Consider the following 24,766-nt stretch of genomic DNA (forward strand, 5'->3'; position numbering starts at 1 on the left):
CCGAGTTCGCCCTGGCGCCCGACCGCTGACGACGTCTCAGCCTCCCAATCGAACGAAAGTGGCAGTCGCCGTCGCATAGATCTTGTCGTCGTCGTCGACAAGACGTGCTTCGGCGGCCGCCGTCGTCCGGCCGACGTGCACGGTCCGCGCGATCGCGCGCAGCGCTGCCTGGTCGTGCGAGACTCGGCGCAGGAAGTTCGTATTCATGCTGGTGGTGGTGATCATGGACTTGTCGTCCATGGACAGTTGAACCGCCCCCCACATCGCCACGTCGAGGACGGCGCCGAGTACCCCGCCGCCGACCACGCCGAGGAAGTTCACGTGCCGCTCGTCGGGCCCGAGACTCAGGACCATTCGCCCCGGCTCGGCATCCACGACCGCGATGTTGAGCAGTTTGGACAGCGGCGGCTGGGGTAGGTCGCCGGACCGCAGACGCGCCACCAGCTCATCGCGCGACAACTGCAGCAGGCCGAGCACGGCCAGTGCCGGATCATCCCACTCCAGTCGCAACGTCCGTACGCCGTCGGACGTTGCGATAGCCGCCAGATCGTTGCTCGTCATGGGCGTTCCTTACTAGGAGGTGATCTGCTGGTCGATGAGCGCGAAGAGTTCATCGACACTCGCCGCTTCGACGGCGTCGCGGTCACTGCGAGTGGTGGATTCGGGTTCCTGTAGTGCCTCGGCCAGCGTCGCGCGGATGCGCTCGGCAAGGCGCTCCTTCTCACCCGCCGACGACATGGTCGCCAACAGGGCTCGGAGGGAGGCGATCTGGTCGTCGAGCGCGGAAGTCGTCGAGACTGCTTCCAAACGCGAGCGCAAGAACTTCGCCACGGCGGTGGCGGTCGGGTAATCGAACACCAGCGTCGTCGGCAGTTTCATGCCCGCGGACTCGGCGAGGCGATTGCGCAGCTCGACACCGCCGAGCGAATCGAATCCCAGTTCACTGAAGGGGGTCTCGGGATCGATCGCCGTCGCCGACGGGTATCCGAGTACCGCCGCGACAGTTTCCCGCACGAACCCGAGTACCAGCGCGTCCCGTTCGTCCTCCGGCGCCGCGGCAAGCCGTTGTGCCAGTTGACCACTGGTCGCGCCGCTCGTCGCACGCCGCACTCTGGCCGGTGCCGGCACCAGACCGCTGAGCACATCGGGCAGCAGTCCGGCGCGAGCCTGCGCGGACAGCGCGGGCTTGTCGAACTCGACACCGGCGACCATCGCCTCGTCCATGGCGACGGCGGCGTCGAACAGCGCGGTCCCGTCGTCGTCGCTGATCACCTTCACGCCGAATCGCTCCAGCCGTGCCACAGCGGCCCGGTCCATGGTGCCCGTCATGCCCGTGTCCTGGTTCCACGGTCCCCAGGCCACCGACAACCCGGGCAGGCCCGCCGCGCGGCGGGCGCGCGCGAGCCCATCGAGGAACGAGTTCGCCGCCGCGTAATTACCTTGTCCCGGTGAACCGAGCACCGCGGCGAGCGACGAGAACACGATGAACGCCGCCAAATCGTGCTCTCGGGTGAGCTCGTCCAGATGCAGCGCGCCGTCGACCTTGGGCGCGAGCACCCGATCGAACTGTGACGCGGTCAGCGTCGCGATCGTGGCGTCGTCGAGCACACCGGCGGAGTGGATCACCGCGGTCAACGGGTGCTCGGTCCCGATCGAATCGAGGACTGCCGCCACACTCGCCCGATCACCGACGTCGCAGGCGACGACGCGCGCTTCGGCTCCTAGTCGGGCCAGCTCGGCAACCAGCTCCGCGACACCGTCGGCCTGTTCACCCCGGCGCGACACCAGCAGCAGGTGTTCGACGCCGTGCACGAGGGCAAGATGCCGAGCCGTCACCGCGCCGATACCGCTGGTGCCGCCGGTGATCAGCACCGTGCCATCACCGAAGGCGCCCGTGTCGAGCGAACCGGCGTTGTCGGAAACACTGCCGCTCGCCAGCCTCGGCACAAACATCCGGGAGTCGCGGACGGCGACCTGAGCCTGATCCGACTCGATCACGCCGCGCACCAGATCGGCGTGCAGGTCACCGTCGTGGTCGAGCAGCACAATCCGGCCGGGGTATTCGGATTGGGCGCTGCGGACCAGACCGATCACCGCGGCAGCCGCCAGGTCCACCGGCTCGCCCGGTAGGCCCACCGCACGATGGGTCGCCACCACGAGCCGGGTTTCGGTCAGTTGCTCGATCGACAGCCACGAACGCAACGCATCCCAGGCCGTGTGGACCGACTGCCGAATCGCCGCGGCGCGCTCAGCGGAGGTGGCTGCCTCGTCGGCGACCACGGCGGGATCACCGAGGATCGACCATACGACGAAGTCCGGAAGGACTTCGGCCGCGACCACTTCCGCGACATCGGTGTAGTGCTGGTCGATGCCGGGCACACGCGTTGACCCTACTGTCGCCGACACACCGGAAGACGACGCGGCAACCAGCGACGACTCGGTCCATCGCAGGTTCAGCGGCAACGCGCGGCGCGCCGTGCTCGCCGCGAGAACTTCCGCGTCGATGGGCCGCGCGGCGACCCCGGCGATAGTCAGCACGATCGAACCGGCGTCGTCGACAGCATCGATCCGTACTTGCCCGCTACCGTCGCGAACCACTCTGGCACGCACCGCGGCGACGCCGGAACGCCACAGTTGCACTCCGGTGAACGAGAAAGGCAGCGGTATCCGACCCGGCGGCAGATCCTGGATCAGCTCGCCGATGGCCACGTGCAGGCACGCGTCCAGCAGCGCGGGATGGATGCCGAACGCGGCGGCCGACTCGCTCACCGATTCGCTGAGGGAGACCTCGGCGAAAGTCCGCTCGCCGTGCGACCACATCGCGGTCACGCCCTGGAAGACCGGGCCGTAGTCGAAACCACGCTGTGCCAGGCGGTCATAGAACGACCCGTCGTCCGACGGCTCGGCACCCGATGGCGGCCAGGTCCGCTCGTCCCATGTCGGGGCGACCTCGTCGGCGGCGGTCAGGACGCCGCGTGCGTGCAGCACCCACGGCTGTGCGTCGGCCGAGTCCGCTTCGGCGGCTTCGGAACGGGAGTAGATCGCGAAGGCGCGCCTGCTCTCGTCGTCCGGCGCCTCGACACTCAGCTGCAGGTCGACTTCGGCGCCACCGGCGAGCAGCAGCGGCGCCTCCAGCAGCAATTCCTCCACGGCATCGACGTTCAGTCGCGCACCCGCTGCCAATGCCAATTCCACAAAGGCCGTCCCCGGCAGCAACGCCGTACCGAACACCGCGTGGTCGGCGATCCAGGGCTGTGTCCGCAAGGAGACTCGTCCGGAGAACAGCCACTCGTCCTTTCCGGCGAGCGGCACCGCATTCGTCAACAGCGGATGCCCGAACGAGCCTGCCACGACGTCGTCGCTCGGCTGCAACCAATACCGCTGGTGCTGGAACGCGTACGTCGGCAACACAATTCGGTCCGCGGTACGTCCGGCGAACAAGCGCCGCACATCCGCGGGCATCCCCACCACATGGGCATGCGCGAGACATGTGACGAACCCGACCGTCTCGTCGACCTTCCGGCGCGACGACGCCAGCACCACCGACTTCGCCGCCACCTCCGGGCGCTCCGCCAAACACTCACGAGCCATCGCGGTCAGCACCGCATCCGGGCCGACCTCTATGAACCTCCGGACACCGGACTCGACCAGACTGTCGACCCCCGGAGCGAACCGCACACAACTGCGCACATGCGTCACCCAGTACTCCGGATCCAGCACCTTGGCGCCCGCTCGCTCGCCCGAGACGTTCGACATGATCGGCAACATCGGCTCCCGATACGTCAATCCCGCTGCCACAGCACGGAATTCGGCAAGGATCGGCTCCATCACCACCGAGTGGGACGCGTGCGAGATCCGCAACCGTGAATTCCTACGACCAGCGTCGGAAAGCCGCCGCTGGATCTCGTCGACGGCATCCGCGAACCCCGAGAACACCACCGACTCCGGACCATTCACCGCCGCGAGCGACACCCGGTCGGTGTAGCCGGCCAACATCTCCACGGCCTCGGCCTCCGAAATGGCCGCCGCGTGCATCGCACCGCCGGACGGCGCCGCCCCCATCAACCGACCACGCGCCGCGACCAGCGCGCACGCGTCGGCAAGCGACCACACCCCCGCGACGAACGCCGCGACCAATTCGCCCAACGAATGCCCCGCAACCACATCCGGTGTCACACCGAAGGATTCCAGCAGGCGGAACATCGCCACCTCGAACGCGAACAGCGCGGGCTGCATCCACGCCATCTGATCCAGCAGACCCTCAGGATCGGTGAACATCACCTCACGCAGTGACACCGTGGAGCTCGTCGCAGAGTGGCCGGTTGCCGTGTCGGCTCCGCCGAGGTGCCGATCGAACTCTGCACACACCTCGTCCAACGCCGCCGCGAACACCGGAAACGCCTCGTACAACCCGGCGCCCATGCCGACCCGCTGCGCGCCGCCGCCGGTGAAAAGGAAGGCCGTCTCGCCCGAACCCGCGACGCCGTCGACCACACCCGGCCGCGGCGAACCCGAGGCCAAAGCGGCCAGACCGGCCAACAGCTCCGCACGATCACGACCGACGACGACCCCGCGCCGATCCAGCAACGCGCGCGAGTCGAGCAATGACCGCGCCACCGCCCACGGATCCACCTCGGGGCGGTCGGTCAACCAGGTCAGCAATCGCTGCGCCTGACCCCTCAACCCCTCCTCCGACTTCGCCGACACCAGCAACGGCACCGCGACGACGTCGAGGTGCGGACGGGCCGGCGCAGCTGCGCCGCCGTCGGGCTCCGACACTGCTGCTCGATGCTGCCGATCGGACGGTGTCCTCGGCGCTTCCTCGAGAATCACGTGCGCGTTCGTGCCGCTGATCCCGAACGACGACACTCCCGCGCGCCGCACCCGATCGCCCGCGGGCCATCGCTCCGGGTCGGTCAGCACCCGCACCGCCCCCGCCGACCAATCCACATGCGGCGACAACTCGTCCACATGCAACGACCTCGGCAAGGTCTCGTGTCGCAATGCCTGCACCATCTTGATCACGCCACCGACGCCGGAAGCCGCCTGTGTGTGACCGATATTGGATTTGAGCGAACCGATCCGCAGCGGCAGCTCCGGTCGATCCTGTCCATAGGCGGCGATCAACGCCTGCGCCTCGATCGGGTCGCCCAACGGCGTGCCTGTCCCATGTGTCTCCACCGCGTCCACATCCGCTGGGCGCAGGCCCGCGTTGTCCAACGCCGCCGCGATCACCCGCTCCTGCGAGGGACCGTTCGGCGCGGTCAGACCATTGCTCGCACCGTCCTGATTGATCGCGCTGCCGCGCACCACCGCGAGCACGTCGTGGCCCAATCGCAGTGCATCCGACAACCGTTCCACCACGAGGACGGCCGCGCCCTCCGACCAGGCCACCCCGTCGGCGGCCGCCGAAAACGACTTGCACCGTCCGTCCGGCGCCAAACCGCGCTGCCGGGAGAACTCCACGAACACCAGCGGCGTCGCCATGACCGTCGCGCCGCCGACCAACGCCAGTGAGCTCTCCCCCTGGCGCAGCGCCCGGCACGCCACATGCAGCGCGACCAGCGACGACGAGCACGCCGTATCCACTGTCATCGCCGGACCTTCCAAGCCGAGCGCATACGACACACGTCCGGACACCACGCTGCCCGCCACACCGGTCCCGACGTAGCCCTCGACCTCGGGCCCGGCTTTGCGCGACAAGGCCTCGTAGTCCTGGTACATCACTCCCGTGTAGACACCGGTGTCGCTGCCACGCAACGACGTCGGATCGATCCCGGCGTGCTCCAACGCTTCCCACGACACCTCGAGCAGCAACCGCTGCTGCGGGTCCATCGCGATCGCCTCACGCGGGCCGATGCCGAAGAACCCCGCGTCGAAGTCGGCCACGTTCGTCAGGAACCCGCCCTCCTTGGCGTAGGACGTGCCGGGGTGGTCGGGGTCGGGATGGATCAGACGCTCGAGCGCCCAGCCGCGATCGGACGGAAACTCGCTGATGGCGTCCGTACCCGAGGACACCAGATCCCACAGTCCGTCCGGCGATTCGACACCGCCGGGATACCGGCAGGCCATGCCGACGATCGCGATCGGCTCATCGGTTCGCGTCCGCTGTTGGGTGCGGCGCACGCTCGTTGTGGCGCCTTCGATCCGCGAGCGCACATACCTGGCGATCGCCGCCGACGTCGGGTAGTCGAAGGCGAGGGTCGAGGGCAGCCGCAGACCCGTGGCCTTGGCGAGGCGGTTGCGGAACTCCACAACGCCGAGCGAATCGAAACCCAGTTCGGTGAACGGCTTCTCCGCGTCGATCAGCTCGCCCGCGGCGTACCCGAGCACCTCGGCGACCTGACTGCGCACGAAGTCGAGCACGATCGCGTCGTGTTTGTCCGGCGACGCCGCCGCCAAGCGCCCGGCCAGATCCCCACCACCGGTGCCTCCGCGCCGCGGCGACGACACCAGCGACTGCAGCAGACCGGGCAGTAGGCCCGCGCGGGCCTGCACGGACAATGCCGCGACGTCGAAGTCGACTGCCGCGACAAAGGGTGCCCCGCCACCGCAGGCCAGGTCGAACAGCGCGAGTCCGTCGGCTTGCACCAACGGCCGAAAACCCATACGCGACAACCGGACCAGGGCTGCCGCGTCCAGTTCGGCTGTCATACCGCTGCTCGCGTTCCACGGACCCCACGCCACCGAAACGGCGGGTAGGCCCGCGTTGACGCGCCGCAGCGCCAACGCGTCGAGAACGGAGTTCGCCGCCGCGTAGTTGCCCTGTCCCGCCGAACCGAGCACCGCCGCGATCGAGGAGAACACCACGAACGCCGAAAGGTCGCGGTCGAGGGTGAGCTCGTGGAGGTGCAGTGCCGCATCGACTTTCGGTGCGAGCACGCGGTCGACCTGCTCAGGGGTGAGCGTGTCGATGGTGCCGTCGTCGAGGACGCCCGCCGCGTGGATGACAGCGGTCAATGCGGGACCGTCGGAGATGCTGTCGAGCAACGTCTGTACGGCGGCGCGGTCGCCGACATCGCAGGCCAGCACCTTCGGTCGAGCTCCGAGCTCGGTCAGTTCGGCGACGAGGTCGGCGACGCCGTCGGCCGCTGGGCCACGCCGCGAGACCAACACCAGGTCACGCACCCCGTGCGTCACGGCGACATGCCGGGCGACCGCAGCGCCCAAACCGGCGGTGCCGCCGGTGATCAACACCGCCCCGGAGCCGAGCGTCATGGCCGACCCGGTGGCACCGTCGCGACGGGTCAGCCGCGGCTCGAGCAGCGCACCCTCGCGCACCGCAAGCTGCGCCGCGTCGGCATCGAGGGCGGCCGCGATCAGCTCGGGGGTCACCTCGCCGTCGATGGCACTGTCCACCAGAATGATTCGACCGGGATGCTCCGATTGCGCGCTGCGCAGCAGGCCCCACGTCGCCGCCGCCGTCAGGTCCGGATTCTCGCCGGGCAGGCCGATGCCGTTGTGCGTCACGACGACCAGTCGGGACTCGGCCGCGGCGGGCAGCCGCAACCACGATCGAATCATCGCCAACGCCGTATGCAGACGTCGATGGATGGCCTCCGCCGACACCATGCCCGCCGCGGGCACTGCGCCGGCATCCGGAGCGACAGCACCAGCATCCGACGACACAGCGACGGCGGCCGCGGATTCGGTGTCGTCGACGAACCACACCACCGCGTCGATGGCCGGGTGCTGCCCCGCGTCCTCGGCATCCGGGCCGTACACCCCGACCAGTGCCGCCACATCTGGGTAGTCCTCATCGAATCCGGACTCGGTCCGCGCACCGACCGCGACCATCCGCCGGGCGCCCGGGTCGACCGTGACCGGCGATTCGACCGAGATCCATCGCACGTCGTAGAGCGCGTGGCGACCGACGGAAAGACCGTTGTTCACCACCTGGCTGTCGACCGGACGCGCCCGCAGCGATTCGACCGTCGCCACGAGAATTCCCGCGTCATCGCAGAGTTCGAGCCGCACACTGTCGGCTCCGGTCCGCCGGATTCGCACCTGTGCCGCCGTCGCGCCGCGGCGATACAACCGCACACCGTGGAACGAAAACGGCAGCGGCGCCGTGCCGGGCCGCAGATCCGCGGACAGTTCGTCCACCGCGGCGTGCAGCGCGGCGTCCAGCAGCGCCGGGTGCACGCCGAACCGCGCCGCGTCCGCGCCGACCTCGGCGGGCAACTGCACATCGGCGAGCACGTTGTCGCCATCGCGCCAGGTCCGGCGCACGCCGTGGAACGCGGATCCGTAATCGAGTCCGAGCGAGGCCAATTGGTCATACAGCGCGCCCGCGGGTGTCGCGTCGTCCGGCGGCTCGCTGTAGCTGCCGGACTCGGCGGTGGAAAGCACGCTGCCCGGCGCGAAAACGCCGTGCGCGTGCGTGATTCCGCTCGCGCCCGCGGACTGTTCGTCGGCAGGCCGCGAAGCGATGACAAACCGTCGCTGCCCGTTGTCGTCGGGCGCAGCGACACTGATCTGGATGTCGATCTCGGTCCGGTCATCCAAGCGCAGCGGCGCCTCGAGAACCAGTTCGTCGATGATTTCGACACCCAACCGGGCACCGACCGCCAATGCCAACTCCACGAAACCGGTGCCGGGCAGCAGGACCGCGCCGAACACCGTGTGATCGGCGATCCACGTCTGTGCCGCCGTCGAGAGCCGACCGGTGAAGAGCCACTCGTCGGTACCTGCCATCGCGACCGCCGCACCGAGCATGGGGTGGTCGATGGCCATGAGACCGGCGCGGCCGACATCGCCGAGACCGTCGGTAGGCGCGAGCCAATACCGTTGACGCTGGAATACGTAGGTCGGCAACGCCACTCGGCGCGTCGACCGGCCCGCGTACACCGCGCGCCAGTCGACCTCCAGTCCGGCGGCGGTCGCGGCGGCCAGGAAGGTGGTGAACTGCGCGGCCTCGTCCGCGCCGCGCCGGGCGGCAGCGGTCACCACCGACCGCGCCTCGATATCGGGGTCTTCGGCCAGACACTGGCGGGTCATCGCCGCAAGCACCGCATCCGGTCCGATCTCGAGGAAGCGGCGGGCGCCGGTCGCGACCAGTGCCTGGACGCCCGGAGCGAAGCGGACGGCTCCCCGTACCTGACCTACCCAGTACGACGGATCGGTCAGCTCACGATCGACCACCACGCCGGACACATTCGAGACAATCGGGACGGTGGGCATTCGGTAGGTCAAACTTTCCGCCACCGCACGAAATTCGGCCAGCATCGGTTCCATTCGCGCCGAATGGAAGGCGTGACTGACCCGCAACCTGCTCGTCTTGCGACTGTGTCGAATGACGGCATTCGCTGGGCCCTCATGGTTGGGCTCCGCTGCCGCCTCTGGCCTGCCGCTGGGGTCGCCGAGCAGTCGCTCGATCTCATCGACTGCATCCTCGTCGCCGGAAAACACCACCGACGACGGACCGTTCACCGCGGCCACCGACAGTCGGTCGTGGTACCCGGCCACCAGCGCGGTCGCCTCGTCTTCGGAGACGGCGGCCGCGAGCATCGCCCCGCCAGGCGGCAACGCACCCATCAACCGCCCGCGCGCGGCCACCAGCGCGCACGCGTCCGACAGCGACCAGACCCCCGCGATATACGCCGCGACCAGCTCACCGATGGAGTGACCGAGCAGCACGTCCGGGGTCGGGCCGAAAGACTCGACGAGCCGGTACAACGCCACCTCGAACGCGAACAACGCGGGCTGGGTGAACTCCGTCCGATCCAAGAGCGCCGCGCTGTCCTCGGCGAACATCACCTCTCGCAAGGACAGCGTGGAGCTGCTCGAGATGTGGTGGTCGGGCGACGGGTTGGCCTGCCCGAGCAGCGGATCGAATGCGGCGCACACCTCATCGAGCGCCGCCGCGAACACCGGAAACGCCGAATACAGCCCTTTGCCCATCCCGGGCCGCTGCGCGCCCTGACCGGTGAACAGAAACGCCGTCCCTCCTGCGCCGACAGACCCGCGCACCACATCGACGCCGGGCGCGGCGACGGCACCGCCCGCAAGCGCGGCCAAGCCCGCGAGCAGCTCTGCGCGGTCGCGCCCGACGACCGCGCCGCGCACATCCAGATGAGCTCTGGAGGTCGCGAGGGAGAACGCGGTATCCCACACGTCGACATCGGACGCGCCGAGCATCCACTGCCGCAGCCGATCCGCCTGCGCCGCCAGCCCCGGCTCGGAACGCGCCGACACCAGCAGCGCGACAACGTCCGACGGATCGGGATGGGCGGTCGCCGTCACCGCGGCAACCCCGTGCTCCGCTGTTTCTCCGGCGGCCTCCTGCCCGGCGGCGGGCGCCTCCTCGAGGATGAGGTGGGCGTTGGTGCCGCTGGCCCCGAAGGCCGACACGCCCGCCCGCCGGATTCGCTCGCCAACGGGCCACGGCTGCTGCTCCTGCAGCAGTAGCACCGTGCCCCCCGACCAATCCACGTGCGGGGTCGGCTCATCCACATGCAATGTCTTCGGGAGCACACCGTGGCGCATGGCCTGGACCATCTTGATCACGCCGCCGACGCCCGCCGCGGCCGAGGTATGGCCGACATTGGACTTCAACGACCCCAGGCGCAGTGGCGCGGCATCGCGCCGCGCGCCGTAGACGCCGATCAGCGCGCTCGCCTCGATCGGGTCGCCGAGCATGGTGCCGGTGCCATGGGCTTCCACCGCGTCGACGTCGGCCGGGTCGAGACCGGCATTGGCCAGCGCCTGCGTGATGACGCGTTCCTGGGACGGGCCGTTCGGCGCGGTCAAACCGTTGCTCGCGCCATCCTGATTGACCGCGCTGCCACGCACCACCGCCAAGACGGTGTGCCCGAGACGCTGTGCGTCCGACAGCCGCTCCAGTACCAGCATCCCCAGACCTTCGGAGAAGCCGGTCCCATCGGCGGCGGCCGCGAACGCTTTGCACCGGGCATCGGAGGACAGCGCGCGCTGCCGGGCGAACGCGATCAGCAGGGACGGGTCCGACATCACGGTGACGCCACCTGCCAGGGCGAGTGTGGCGTCACCCTGACGCAGCGCCTGGCATGCGAGGTGCAGGGCCACCAAAGACGACGAGCACGCGGTGTCGACCGAGAGGGCCGGGCCCTTGAACCCGAGGGTGTAGGCGATCCGGCCGGACAGCACGCTGTTGGAAACACCAAGGTAGACATGGCCTTCCGTCTCGGCGGTGATCCCGGCGGAGCCGACGCGTGGACCATAGTTCTGATGAACGACCCCGGCGAACACCCCGGTGTCGCTGCCGCGCAACGACGCCGGGTCGATACCGGCGTCTTCCAACGCCTCCCAGGACGCCTCGAGCATCAGGCGTTGCTGTGGATCCATCGCCGCGGCCTCGCGCGGGCTGATACCGAAGAAGGCCGGATCGAAATCCGCCACCGAGTCCAGGAACCCGCCCTGCCGGGTGTAGATCGTGCCGGGCACATCCGGGTCCGGGTCGAACAGCCGCTCCAGGTCCCACCCCCGGTCCGACGGGTAGTCGCCGACGGCGTCCACGCCGCCTTCGACAACGCGCCACAGATCCTCGGGTGACCGCACGCCACCCGGGTAGCGGCAAGCCATTCCGACAATGGCGATGGGCTCACGCGACCGGTCGGTGATTTCGCGCAGTTGTTGCTTGGTCTCGTACAGCTCTAGCGCGGTCTTCTTGAGATACCGGCGAAGCTCGTCATTGTCGGCCATCGGTGGGGCTCCTGGTCGTTTCAGTTCAGCTGAGGTTGTCGACGAATCAGCTGAGGTTGTCGATGAAGTCGAAGAGTTCGCTGTCGTCCGCGGCGGCGAGGCTCTCGGCGGTGCCCGGATCGGGCTCGCTCGCGTCCTTGCCTTGGAGCTCGCGCCACATCGCCTGCAACTTGAGTGCGATGTCGGTACGGTCCGCGGGCGACAGATCGGCCGCCGCGCAACTGCGCGCCAACGACTCGACCTCGGCCGCGATCCGATCGATGGAACCGACCTCGGGAACGATCTCTCGGCGGAGGAAACCAGCGAGCTCCGCCGGTGTCGGATAGTCGAACATCGCGTTCGCGGACAACTGCACGCCGACAGCCGATTTCAGCCTGTTGCGGAATTCCATGACGCCGAGTGAGTCGAACCCGATATCGCTGAACGGCTTGTCCGGGGCGATCGAGTCCGCACCGTCGTGACCGAGGATCGCCGCGGCCTGGGCGCGGATCACCTCGAGGACGATGCGATCTTGCTTGGCAGCCGGGCGGCCGGCCAGTTGCGCTGCCAGATCGGGCGACTCGCTCGGCGCATTACTGACCCGGCGCCGCGACGGCCGTGACAAACCGCGCATGACCGCGCGCAAGTCATCGGCGCCGACCTCCGACAGCGCGGACCTATCGATCCGGGCCGCAACGAATTCCGCGCGGCCGCCCGCAAGGGCCGCGTCGAACAGCGCCATACCGTCCTCGTCGCCGAGCGGAATGAAACCCTCGCGGCGCAACCTGACGATATCGGCCTCGCCAAGGGCGCTGGTCATGCCGGTGCTCGACCGCCACGGCCCCCACGCCACCGATGTCGCAGGCAATCCGGCCACGTGCCGGTGTTGTGCCAACGCGTCGAGGAACACATTGGCCGCCGCGTAGTTCGCCTGCCCCGGATTGCCGATCACACCGGCGATCGAGGAATAGAGCACGAACGCCGACAGATCCAGATCCTGCGTCGCCTCGTGCAGATTCCACGCCGCATCCACCTTCGGCCGCAGCACGTCGGTGATCTGCTCCGGTGTCATACCTGCGAGCAGACCGTCGGCCAGCACGCCCGCAGTGTGGAATACGCCGGTCAACGGATGTTCGCGTGGGATCGCCGCCAACACCGCATCCAGCGCGGCTCGGTCGGCGGTATCGCAGGCCACCACGTCGACTCGAGCGTCGAGCGCGATGAGTTCGGCCCGGAGTTCGGCGGCGCCGGGCGCGTCCGGCCCACGCCTACTCGCCAATACCAACCTGCGCACGCCGTAAGCCGTGATCAGATGCCGCGCGAGGAGCGCACCCAGTCCACCGGTGCCGCCCGTGATCAGCACGGTGCCCTCGGGCCGCAACGGTGTCGGCACGGTGAGTACGTTCTTGCCGATGTGGCGGGCCTGACTGACATGGCGGAACGCCTCAGGTGCCTGCCGCAGATCCCACGCGGTGGTCGGCGAAGACGTCAACGCTCCGTCGTCGAAGAGGCCGACCAGAATCCGCATGATCTCCTGCAGCCGATCCGGATCCGCTTCCAGCAGCATGAAGCTCTGGTAGCGCACGCCCGGATATTCGGCGGCCACTTCGGCCGGATCACGCCGGTCGATCATGCCCATCTCGATGAACCGGCCACCGCGGGGCAGCAAGCGCAGCGACGCGTCCACGAATTCGCCTGCCAGCGAATCCAACACGATGTCCACGCCACGACCCTCGGTGACATCGAGGAATTTCTGCTCGAAGTCCAGGGTGCGCGAGTCGCCGATCTGCGCGTCGTCGAACCCCATGCCGCGCAACACATCCCACTTGGGTCGACTGGCGGTGGTGAGCAGACGCAACCCCAGGTGCCGCGCGACCTGCACCGCCGCCATGCCGACGCCACCGGTCGCCGCGTGCAGCAAAAGGGTCTCGCCGGGTTGTGCCCCGGCCAGGTCCACGAGGCCGTAGTAGGCCGTCGCATAGACCACCGGGACCGCGGCGGCCTGGGCGAACGACCAGCCATGCGGTATCGGCGCGAGTAGCCGATGATCGGTCACCGCGACCGATCCGACACCGTCGATGAACCCGAAAACCCGGTCACCGGTCGCGAATTCGGTGACATCCGGCGCGACCTCGAGCACCACCCCCGCACCTTCGCCGCCGATCCGGGCGTTCGGGTCCGGGTAGGTGCCGAGCGTGACGAGCACGTCGCGGAAGTTGAGGCCGACCGCCCGCATGCTCACCCGGACCTGGCCGGGCTCCAGTGGTTCCGCCGCGGCCGGATGATCGCGCAGACCGAAGTTGTCCTCGGACAATGTGCCCTTGCCGAGCGGAGTGAGGGCCCATTCGGAGGTCTCCCGCAACGCGGAGACCCCGTGCAGCTCCGAACCGGCGCGATGCAGCCGCGGCACGTGGGTGGTGCCGCGCCGTATCGCCAATTGAGGTTCACCCGCCGTCTGCACAGCCAGTTCCACCCAGCGCCGATAGTCGGCAGGCACGTCGATGTCGACCACGAGAATCCGATCCGGGTACTCGCTCTGCGCGGTGCGCAGCAGACCCCATGCCGCCGCGGCGGTCAGGTGAACGGCCTCGCCGGGATGCACTGCCATCGCCTGGCCGGTCACGACCACGATGGACCGGTCCTGCGTCAGCAAACGCTGGATGCGCGCGGTCAGCGCCGTGACCGCAACCCGCGTCTGCACCGGGCGATATCGGTCGCCCGGCGCGTCGTCGAGCCGCACCACCGTCGCGGTCCGTCCCGCGATCGAGACGGTTTCACCGTCCTCGGCGGCACTCCACTCGCCGGTTTCGGTGAACTCACGCGCGGGGAGCGCGACCCAGTCCACGCCGTAGCCGACGCCGTCGGTCCCGCGGTGTGCCGAACCCAGCGCGGTGGTCGAAATCGGCCGCAGCGTCAGCGCACCCACCTCGGCCACCACCATGCCCGACGTGTCGGCGAGCGTCATCGCGATCCGGTCGCCCGTCGCGGAGCCGGTCGCGATCGCCCGGACCCGGAGCGCGGTCGCCCCGGTCGCGTGCAACGCGACGTTCTCCCACGAGAACGGGACGGCGACCGCACCGGCCTGCGGGGCGGGCAGCAACCCGCCGAACAGGAGGACGTGCAAGGCGGCGTCCAGCAACGCCGGATGCACACCGAATTCCCCGCCTGCCGATCGGACGGATTCCGGCAGCGCGACCTCCGCGAATACCTCATCGCCACGCCGCCAGAGCGCAGTCAGTCCCTGGAACGCAGGCCCGTACTCATAACCCAGCTCCGCCAGATCCGCATAGACATGCTCGATGTCCATCGCAGACGCACCCGCGGGCGGCCAGCTCGCCATACTCGTGTCGATCGACGATGTGTCCGCTTGGGCAGCGACGGTCGCGACCACGTGCCGAACCCACTGTGGCGCCTGGTCATCGCCGCGACCGGCGGTGTCGATGCGCGAACGCTGCGCCGCATCACCCGAGTCGTCACCACCCGAACGGGAGTACACCGACACCGTCCGCGCGCCCGTCTCGTCCGGCCCGGTCGCCACCACCCGCAGCTCGACACCACCGGTGGACGGCACCGGCAGCGGCGCCTCGATCACCAGTTCGGCGAGCCGTGGGCACTGCACCATCGTTCCCACGTGCAAGGCCAGCTCCACGAAGGCCGCACCGGGCAGCAAGGTCACCCCGGCGACCGTATGGTCGGCCAGCCACGGATGGCCTCCGTGCGACAGCCTGCCCGTGAACACCACGTCATCGGAATCCGGCAGTCGAACCATCGCGCTCAACAGCGGATGTCCCGCTTCGTCCAGGCCCGACTGCCAGGTGTCCGGCGAGGAAACCGGCTCGAGCCAATACCGCCGGTGCCGGAACGCGTACGTGGGCAACGGCACTCGCGCCATCGAGTGGTCGGCGAACAACGATGTCCAGTCCATACCGATCCCCGCGGCGTCGGCAGCGGCCAGCGCGGAAATGAACTGGGTGGGCTCGTCGACCGAGCGCCGGGCGGCAGCGAGCACCGTCGACTTGGCCTCGACGCCAGGAATCCCGGCAAGACACTGCCGAACCATCGCGGCCAGCACGGCATCCGGTCCGATCTCCAGGAAGCGCCGCACCCCGGTCTCGACCAGCGTGTCGATTCCCGGCGCGAACCGGACGCAGCCGCGCACCTGCTCGACCCAATACTCCGGATCGGTCACCTCGTCGCCGAACAAGGCCCCCGAGATGTTCGAGACGATCGACACGGTCGGCTGGTGGTAGGTCAACTCGTTTGCGATGCAACGGAACTCGTCGAGCATCGGCTCCATCAACGCCGAATGGAACGCGTGGCTGACCCGGAGCCGGGAGGTCTTGACTCCTTCCGCGACGAACGCCTCCGCGATCTCGTCGATCGCGGAGACCTCCCCGGACAAGACCACCGACGACGGGCCGTTCACCGCCGCCATCGACACCCGGCCCGCGAACCCGGCGAGCACCGCGTTCGCTCGCGCCTCCGGCACCGCGACCGCCAGCATCGCCCCGCCCTCGGGCAGCGCCCCCATCAATCGTCCACGGGCGACCACCAGGGCGCACGCGTCCGGCAGCGACCACACACCCGCCACATAGGCGGCCGTGAGTTCCCCGATCGAGTGCCCGATCAGCACGTCCGGCACGACGCCGAACGATTCCATCAGCCGGAACAGCGCCACCTCGAATGCGAACAGGGCGGACTGGGTGAACTCGGTCCGATCCAGCAGCGCCGCACCGTCCTTGTCGAACGCCAGGTCCCGCAGCGCCAACCCCAGCAGCGGGTCGATCTGGGCGCACACCTCGTCGAACGCCGCGGCGAACACGTCGAAGGCCGCGTACAACCCGGCGCCCATACCGGCGCGTTGCGCACCCTGCCCGGTGAACAGGAACGCCGTCCGGCCCGACCCCGCGGTCGCCTCGATCGTGCCCGGTGCACCCGCCGCCAGATCGGCAAGACCGGCAAGCAGCTCATCGCGATCGCGACCGACGACGGCGGCACGCCGATCCAACCGCGCCCGGGACGTCATCAACGAGTACGCAACATCCCATACATCCGCGTCGGAATTGCCGATCATCCACTGCCGCAGTCGATCCGCCTGCGCCCGCAGACCCGACTCGGAATCCGCCGACACCACCCACGGAACGACGGTGTCAGGGCGCGACCGGTCGGTGGGGGCGGGCAGCGATGCCTGCGCCCGACGGACCGGTGCTTCTTCCAAGATGGTGTGCACGTTGGTGCCGCTGACGCCGAAGGACGACACCCCGGCGCGGCGGATACGCTCGCCGACCGGCCACGGCTCGGCCTCCGTCAGCAGCGCGACGTTGCCGTCCGACCATTCCACGTGTGGGCTCGGCTCATCCACATGGAGTGTCTTCGGCAGGATCTCGTGTCGCAGCGCCTGCACCATCTTGATCACCCCACCCACGCCTGCCGCGGCGATGGTGTGCCCGATATTCGACTTGATCGACCCGATCCGCAGCGGTTGTCCCGCACGATCGCGCCCGTAGGCGTTGATCAGTGCCTGCGCCTCGATCGGGTCACCCAAAGTCGTTCCGGTGCCGTGCGCCTCGACGGCGTCCACATCCGAGGGCTCCAGTCCGGCATCGGCCAACGCCGCCGCGATCACCCGCTCCTGCGAGGGACCGTTCGGCGCGGTCAAACCATTACTCGCACCGTCCTGATTCACGGCCGACCCGCGCACGAGGGCCAGGACGTTGTGGCCGAGCCGCTCGGCGTCGGAGAGCCGCTCGAGCACCAGAACGCCGACGCCCTCGGAGAAGGCGACGCCGTCGGCCCCGGCGGCGAACGACTTGCAGCGTCCCTCCGGAGACAGCCCACGCTGCCGCGCGAAATCGATGTAGACGTAGGGCGCTGCCGCGACCGTCACGCCGCTCGCCAGTGCCAGCGAGGTCTCCCCCTGACGCAACGCACGACAAGCCTGGTGCAAAGCGACCAGGGACGACGAGCATGCCGTGTCCACGGTGACGGCGGGGCCTTCGAGGCCGAAGGTATATGCCACCCGACCGGAGATCACGCTGTGCGTGGTGCCGGTGAGCCGGAAGCCCTCCAGATCGCCGGTCACCCGATCGTAGTAACCCGAGAAGCAGGCTCCGGCGAAAACTCCGGTGTCGCTGCCGCGCAACGAGATCGGATCGATGCCTGCCTCTTCCAGCGCCTCCCAGGACGCTTCCAGCAGCAGCCGTTGCTGCGGGTCCATCGCCGACGCCTCGCGGGGGCCGATGCCGAAGAAACCGGCGTCGAAATCGCCCGCGGCATCGAGGAATCCGCCGCGGCGGGTGTAGATGGTGCCGGGCTTGTCCGGGTCCGGATCGAACAGCCGCTCCAGATCCCAGCCCCGATCCGCCGGAAACTCGCCGGTGGCATCGGTTCCGGACGCAAGAAGCCCCCAGAGATCCTCCGGGGACGAGACGCCTCCGGGGAACCGGCAGCTCATCCCGACGATGGCGATCGGGTCGTCCGCCTGAACTCGGCGCGGAGCCTGCCGAGCGGGTCGGTCCACGGTCGTTGGCGCGACTCGGGATTGCACCAGCTTCGCCATCGCCTCCGCGGTCGGATAGTCGAAGACCAGGGTCGACGGCAGCTGAACACCGGTGGCCTTGACCAGCCGGTTGCGGAATTCCATGACGCCGAGCGAGTCGAACCCGATATCGCTGAACGGCTTGTCCGGGGCGATCGACTCGGCATTGTCGTGACCGAGGACCGCCGCGGCCTGGGTGCGGATCACCTCGAGGATGATGCGTTCCTGCTCGGCCACCGGGCGGCCCGCCACCTGCGCCGCCAGCACCGACGACTCGCTCGCCCCGATGCTGACGCGACGCCGCGACGGCCGTGACAAACCGCGCATGAGCGCGCGCGGACCATCGGGACCCGCCTCGGCGAGTGCGGACCGATCGACCCGGACGGCCACGAGTGTCGCCCGGCCGGCCGCGAGGGCCCAGTCGAACAGCGCCATGCCGTCCTCGTCGCTCAGCGGCGGGAAACCTTCGCGGCGCAACCTGGCGATATCGGCCTCGCCGAGACCACCGGTCATGCCGGTGCTCTCCTTCCACAACCCCCACGCCATCGACGTCGCAGGCAATCCGGTCACGTGCCGGTGCTGCGCCAACGCGTCCAGGAAGACATTCGCGGCCGCGTAGTTCGCCTGTCCCGGATTGCCGATCACACCGGCGATCGAGGAATAGAGCACGAACGCCGACAGATCCAGATCCTGCGTCGCCTCGTGCAGATTCCACGCCGCATCCACCTTCGGCCGCAGCACCTGCGCGATCCGCTCCGGCGTCATGTCGGCCAGCAGGCCGTCGGCCAGTACACCCGCGGCATGGAATACACCGGTCAACGGATGCTCCGACGGGATGGCCGCCAACACCGCATCGAGCGCGGCTCGGTCGGCGGTATCGCAGGCCACCACGTCCACGTGCGCGCCGAGCGCGACCAGCTCGGCCCGGAGTTCGGCCGCACCGGGCGCGTCCGGCCCACGCCTGCTCGCCAGCACCAGTCGCCGCACGCCGTACTCACCGATCAGGTGCCTGGACAGCAACGCGCCGAGTCGTCCGGTGCCGCCGGTGATCAGGACGGTGCCGCCGGGCCGCAACGGTGTCGGCACGGTGAGCACGTTCTTGCCGATATGCCGAGCCTGGCTGACATGGCGGAACGCTTCCGGCGCCTGGCGCACATCCCACGCGGTGGTCGGCGAAGACGCCAACACCCCGGCCTGGAAAAGCTCGACAACGCTCGCGAGAATCTCCCGCAACCGATCCGGCTCCACCTCCAACAGCATGAATGTGTGGTAATCCACGCCGGGATGCGCAGCGGCCACCTGGGCCGGATCACGCTCATCGAGATGGCCCATCTCGATGAACCGGCCACCGCGGGGCAGCAAGCGCAGCGACGCGTCCACGAATTCGCCTGCCAGCGAATCCAGCACGATGTCCACGCCACGACCCTCGGTCACGTCGCGGAATTTCTGCTCGAAGTCGACGGTGCGCGAGTCGCCGATCTGGGCGTCGTCGAACCCCATGCCGCGCAGCACATCCCATTTGGGGCGACTGGCCGTCACCAGCAGACGCAACCCCAGATGCCGCGCCAACTGCACCGCCGCCATGCCGACGCCGCCGGTCGCCGCGTGCAGCAAAAGGGTCTCGCCGGGTTGTGCCCCGGCCAGGTCCACGAGGCCGTAGTAGGCAGTCGCATACACCACCGGGACCGCGGCGGCCTGGGCGAACGACCAGCCACGCGGCATCGGCGCGAGCAGGCGTCGATCGGTCACCACGACCGATCCGACACCGTCGATGAACCCGAAAACCCGGTCACCGGGCGCGAATTCGGTGACATCGGACGCGACCTCGAGCACCACCCCCGCACCTTCGACACAGATCGAGTCGTTCCCGCCCGAATCCATACCCAGAGCGAGCAGCACATCACGGAAATTCACGCCCGCCGCGCGCAGTGCCACCCGGACCTGGCCGGGCTCGAGCCCCCGCAACACGGCGGGTGTCTCGATCAGCGCGAGGTTGTCTCCGGTCAGGGTGCCCTTGCCGAGATGGGTCAACGCCCACGCCGGAGTCCGCACCAGATCACTCGCACCCACGTCGTCGCCGACGCCGCGGCTCAGCCGAGGCGCGTGCGCGGTGCCGCGCCGAACCGCCAGCTGGGGTTCGCCATCCATCGTCGCTGCCAGGACGACGGCCTGCCGATAGTCGGCAGGGTCATCGACGTCGACCATGAGGATCCGGTCCGGGTGCTCACTCTGCGCCGTGCGCAGCAGACCCCACGCCGCCGCACCGGACAGCTCGACCGGCTCCCCGGCATGCACCGCGACCGCCTGCCTGGTCACCACGACGATCTGCTCGTCTCGCGCCAGCAACCGCTGCACGCGCACCATCAGAGCGGTCACCGCATCACGCACCGCCGCAGGGAGAGCACGATCGCCTGCCGCCGCGTCGAGCCGCAATACCGTCACGACTCGGCCACCGATGGTGGCGGTTTCGCCGTCGTCGGCGGGACTCCAGGATTCGGCTTCGGTGAGTTGCTCCGCATCGGAGGCCAGCGCGACCCAATCCATCTGGTAGCCGACGCCGTCGCCGCGACGCCGGGCCACACCGATCGCGTCGGTCGAGAGCGACCGTAGTGTCAGCGCTCCCACCTCGGCCACCGCCATACCCGCCCCGTCGGCGACCGTCACCGTGATCCGCTCGCCCCCGGCCCCCGAGCCGGAGACCACCGCCCGGACCCGCAGCGCAGTCGCCCCCGTCGCATACAGCGAAACGTTCTCCCACGAGAACGGGACAGCCAACTCACCGGCGCGCGGGGCCGGAATCAATCCGCCGAGCAGGATCGGGTGCAACGCGGCGTCGAGCAACGCCGGATGCACACCGAACTTCCCGGCCTCCGACCGCGCCTGCTCCGGCAGCGCGACCTCGGCGAACACCTCGCCATCACGTCGCCACAGCGCCGTCAGTCCGCGGAACACCGGCCCGTACCCGTAACCCTGCTCCGCCAAATCCGCATACGCGCCGTCGATCTCGATCGCAACCGCGCCGGCAGGCGGCCAGATCACCATGCTCTGGTCGGCCAACGGCGCGTCCGTCTGAGCGGTGACCGACGCGAACGCGTGACGCACCCACTCGTCCGATCCGGAGCCGTCGCTGACCTCGGCCCGATCGAATTCTTCGGCGCCGCGTACGCGGGAGTACACCGACACCGTCCGAGCGCCGGTCCCATCCGGTCCGCCCGCCACCACCCGCAGCTCGACGGCTCCGGCAGGCGGCACCGGCAGCGGCGCCTCGATCACCAGCTCGTCGAGTCGCGGGCAGTCCAGCATCGTTCCCACGTGCAGGGCCAGCTCCACGAGGGCGGCGCCGGGCAGCAAGGTCACCCCGGCGACCGTATGGTCGGCCAGCCACGAATGATCGGCTCGCGACAGTCGGCCCGTGAACACCACGTCCTGGGAATCCGGCAGCCGAACCAGCGCGCCGAGCAGTGGATGCCCTGCTTCGTCGAGGCCCGCCTGCCATACATCCGGCGCGCCGCTCGGCCGCAACCAATACTGCTTGCGCTGGAACGCATACGTCGGCAGGTCCACCCGAGTGGCGTCCGGCGCCAATGCATCCGCCGTCACCTCGATACCGACACAGTGGGCGTGTGCCAGCGCGGCGGCGATCTGCTCTGGACCGCCCTGATTGCGCTTCAGCGTCCCGAGCACGGCCACGCGATCGGCCGAGCCGATCGCCCCCGCCGTCAGCTCGACGCCGATCGTCAGCACCGGATGCGGGCTCACCTCGATGAAAGCGTTCACCCCAGCGCGCTGTAGCGCTTCGACCGACTCAGCGAACCGCACCTGCTCACGCAGCCCGCGATACCAATACCCCGCATCCAGCGTCTCGGTATCGACATAGTCCGCGAGCACGGTCGAGAAGAACGGCACCGAGCCCGGCACCGGCGCAACAGCTTCCAGCTCCGCGAGCACCCGATCCCGGATCGACTCCACGGCCCTCGAGTGCGACGCATAGTCCACCGGAATCCGTTTCGCCCAGACACCGTCAGTCGCGCACGCCGCCAAGAACTCCTCCAGGGCCGACGATTCCCCCGAAACCACTGTCTGCGCAGGGCCGTTCACTGCCGCCACGGAAAGCCGGTCCCCGAAACTCCTCAACCGCTCCACGACTGCTTCGGCGGTCGAACCCACCGACACCATGCCACCAGCGCCCGCGAGCTCCTCGGCGACGACCTGGGAACGAAGGGCGACCACCCGCGCTCCGTCCGACAGCGAAAGTCCGCCCGCAACAACGGCCGCCGCGATCTCACCCTGCGAGTGCCCAACGACCACCGCGGGTTCCACCCCGTTCGCGCGCCACACGCGCGCCAACGAGACCATCACCGCGAACAGCACGGGCTGAACCACATCCACCCGATCCAGCAACGCCGGGTCCGCCTCGCCGCGGAGCACATCGGTCAACGACCAATTCACGAACGGCGCCAATGCCGCCTCGCACTCCACGATCGCGTCGGCGAACACCCCACCGGCGGCCAGGAGCTCGCCGGCCATCTCGGGCCACTGGCTGCCCTGCCCCGGGAACACGAACGCCACCCGGCGCGCCGCGGCGCGACCCGAGACCACGTTGTCTGTGCCCTTGGCGGGCTGCGTTGCCGACTCGGCCACACTCGCCAGCCCGGCTTTCAGGTCGGCCAGTTCCCGCCCCACCACCGCGCCACGCCACTCGAACTGCGAGCGGTGACGCAGCAACGAGTGCGCCACATCCGCCGCATTCGCATCTTCGTGCGACCGCAACCATTCCTCGAGCCGAACAGCCTGTTCCCGCAATGCCTCCGGACTTCCCGCCGACAATGTCCACGACAGGACATCGGAACCGCCGACACCCGAATCTCGTTCGACGACAGCGGGTTCGGTCGGGATCGAGGGCGGCGCCTCCTCCAAGATCAGGTGCGCGTTGGTGCCGCTCATACCGAACGACGAGACCCCGGCACGACGGACCCGGCCACGGGCGGGCCATGGCTCCGCCTCCGTCAACAGCCGCACCGACCCCGCCGACCAGTCCACATGCGGCGTCGGCGCGTCGACATGCAAAGTCTTCGGCAGCGTCTGCTGCCGCAGAGCCTGCACCATCTTGATCACACCGCCGACGCCTGCCGCGGCGACCGCGTGGCCGATGTTCGACTTCAGCGATCCGATCCGCAGCGGCTCCGCGCGGTCGCGCCCGTAGGCGTTGATCAGAGCCTGCGCCTCGATCGGGTCACCCAAAGTCGTTCCGGTGCCGTGCGCCTCGACGGCGTCCACATCCGAGGGCTCCAGTCCGGCATCGGCCAACGCCGCCGCGATCACCCGCTCCTGCGAGGGACCGTTCGGCGCGGTCAAACCATTACTCGCACCGTCCTGATTCACGGCCGACCCACGCACGACCGCCAACACGTTGTGACCGAGGCGCTGCGCGTCCGACAGCCGCTCGACCACCAGCATGCCCACCCCCTCGGACCAGGTCACGCCGTCGGCGGCAGCGGCGAACGCTTTGCTCCGTCCATCGGGCGCCAAGCCCCGTTGCCGCGCAAAGTCGATGTACAACCGCGGGCTCGCCGAGATGCTCACGCCGCCGGCAAGGACGAGGGAAGCCTCGCCCCGGCGCAGGGCCTGGCAGGCGAGGTGCAGTGCGACCAACGATGACGAACACGCGGTGTCGACAGTGACCGCGGGCCCCTCCAGCCCGAAAAGATAAGAGACGCGACCGGAGATCACGCTCGGAGAAGTCCCCGTCAACCGGAAGCCTTCGTGCTCACCGGTCACCGCGCGCGCGTAACCCGATGAGATCGCGCCGACGTACACGCCGGTGTCGGTGCCGCGCAACGCGGCGGGGTCGATCCCCGCGTCCTCCAGAGCTTCCCAGGAGACTTCCAGCATCAGCCGCTGCTGCGGATCCATCGCCGCCGCCTCACGCGGGCCGATACCGAAGAAGCCCGCGTCGAAAGCGCCTGGGTCGGTGAGGAATCCGCCTTCTCGGGTGTACACGGTGCCCGGCTTGCTCGGATCCGGATCGAACAGCCGCTCGAGGTCCCAGCCGCGGTCGGTCGGGAACCCGGTGATCGCATCGCGGCCCTCGGCGAGCAGATCCCACATCTGTTGTGCCGAGGCGACACCGCCGGGGAAGCGGCAGCCGATTCCGACAATCGCGATCGGTTCGTCGGAGCGGGTGCGCCGGGTGACGCCGCGTTTACCGAGGTCGACACCTTCGAGCAAGGAACGCACCAGCCGGGTCACCGCTCGTGGCGTCGGGTGGTCGAATACCAGCGTCGTCGGCAACTCCGTGCCGGTGGCCTGCACCAGCCGATTGCGGAGCTGCTGACCGCTCAGCGAATCGAATCCGAAGTCGGTGAACGGCTGATCGGGATCAATGGCCGCGGCGGAGTCGTGGCCGAGGACGGCCGCGGCCTGCTCGGCGACCACCGCGAGCACCAAGGCCTCACGTTCGGACTCGGGGGTGGCGAGCAAGCGGGGCGCGAGCGGACCCGTGACCACGGTATTCCGCCTGCGCGCGGGAACCACGGCGGCGGGCGCCAGTAGATCCGACGTCGCGGC

The 24,766-nt window shown here is 69.1% G+C and carries 2 protein-coding genes and 2 pseudogenes; all 4 read right to left on the reverse strand.

The genetic code is table 11. From position 1 onward, the window contains the following. Positions 1 to 36: 36 nt before the first annotated feature. Positions 37 to 561 carry a PaaI family thioesterase gene (locus tag ACFU4Z_RS13265; protein ID WP_379062391.1) on the reverse strand — a complete coding sequence of 175 codons (525 nt, stop codon included), beginning with the start codon at positions 559 to 561 and terminating at the stop codon, positions 37 to 39. Positions 562 to 573: 12 nt separating this feature from the next. Further along, a complete protein-coding gene (locus ACFU4Z_RS13270; RefSeq protein WP_379062560.1) occupies positions 574 to 7,797 on the reverse strand; it encodes a type I polyketide synthase in 7,224 nt (2,407 codons plus the stop codon). 108 nt (positions 7,798 to 7,905) lie between these two features. After that, positions 7,906 to 11,670: pseudogene (locus tag ACFU4Z_RS13275) on the reverse strand (type I polyketide synthase); the annotation flags it as partial. Between the two features lie 58 nt (positions 11,671 to 11,728). Beyond that, a pseudogene (locus ACFU4Z_RS13280) lies at positions 11,729 to 24,757 on the reverse strand (SDR family NAD(P)-dependent oxidoreductase); the annotation flags it as partial. Between the last annotated feature and the right edge of the window lie 9 nt (positions 24,758 to 24,766).

This window comes from Nocardia sp. NPDC057440 (genome assembly GCF_042802915.1).
Lineage (GTDB): Bacteria > Actinomycetota > Actinomycetes > Mycobacteriales > Mycobacteriaceae > Nocardia.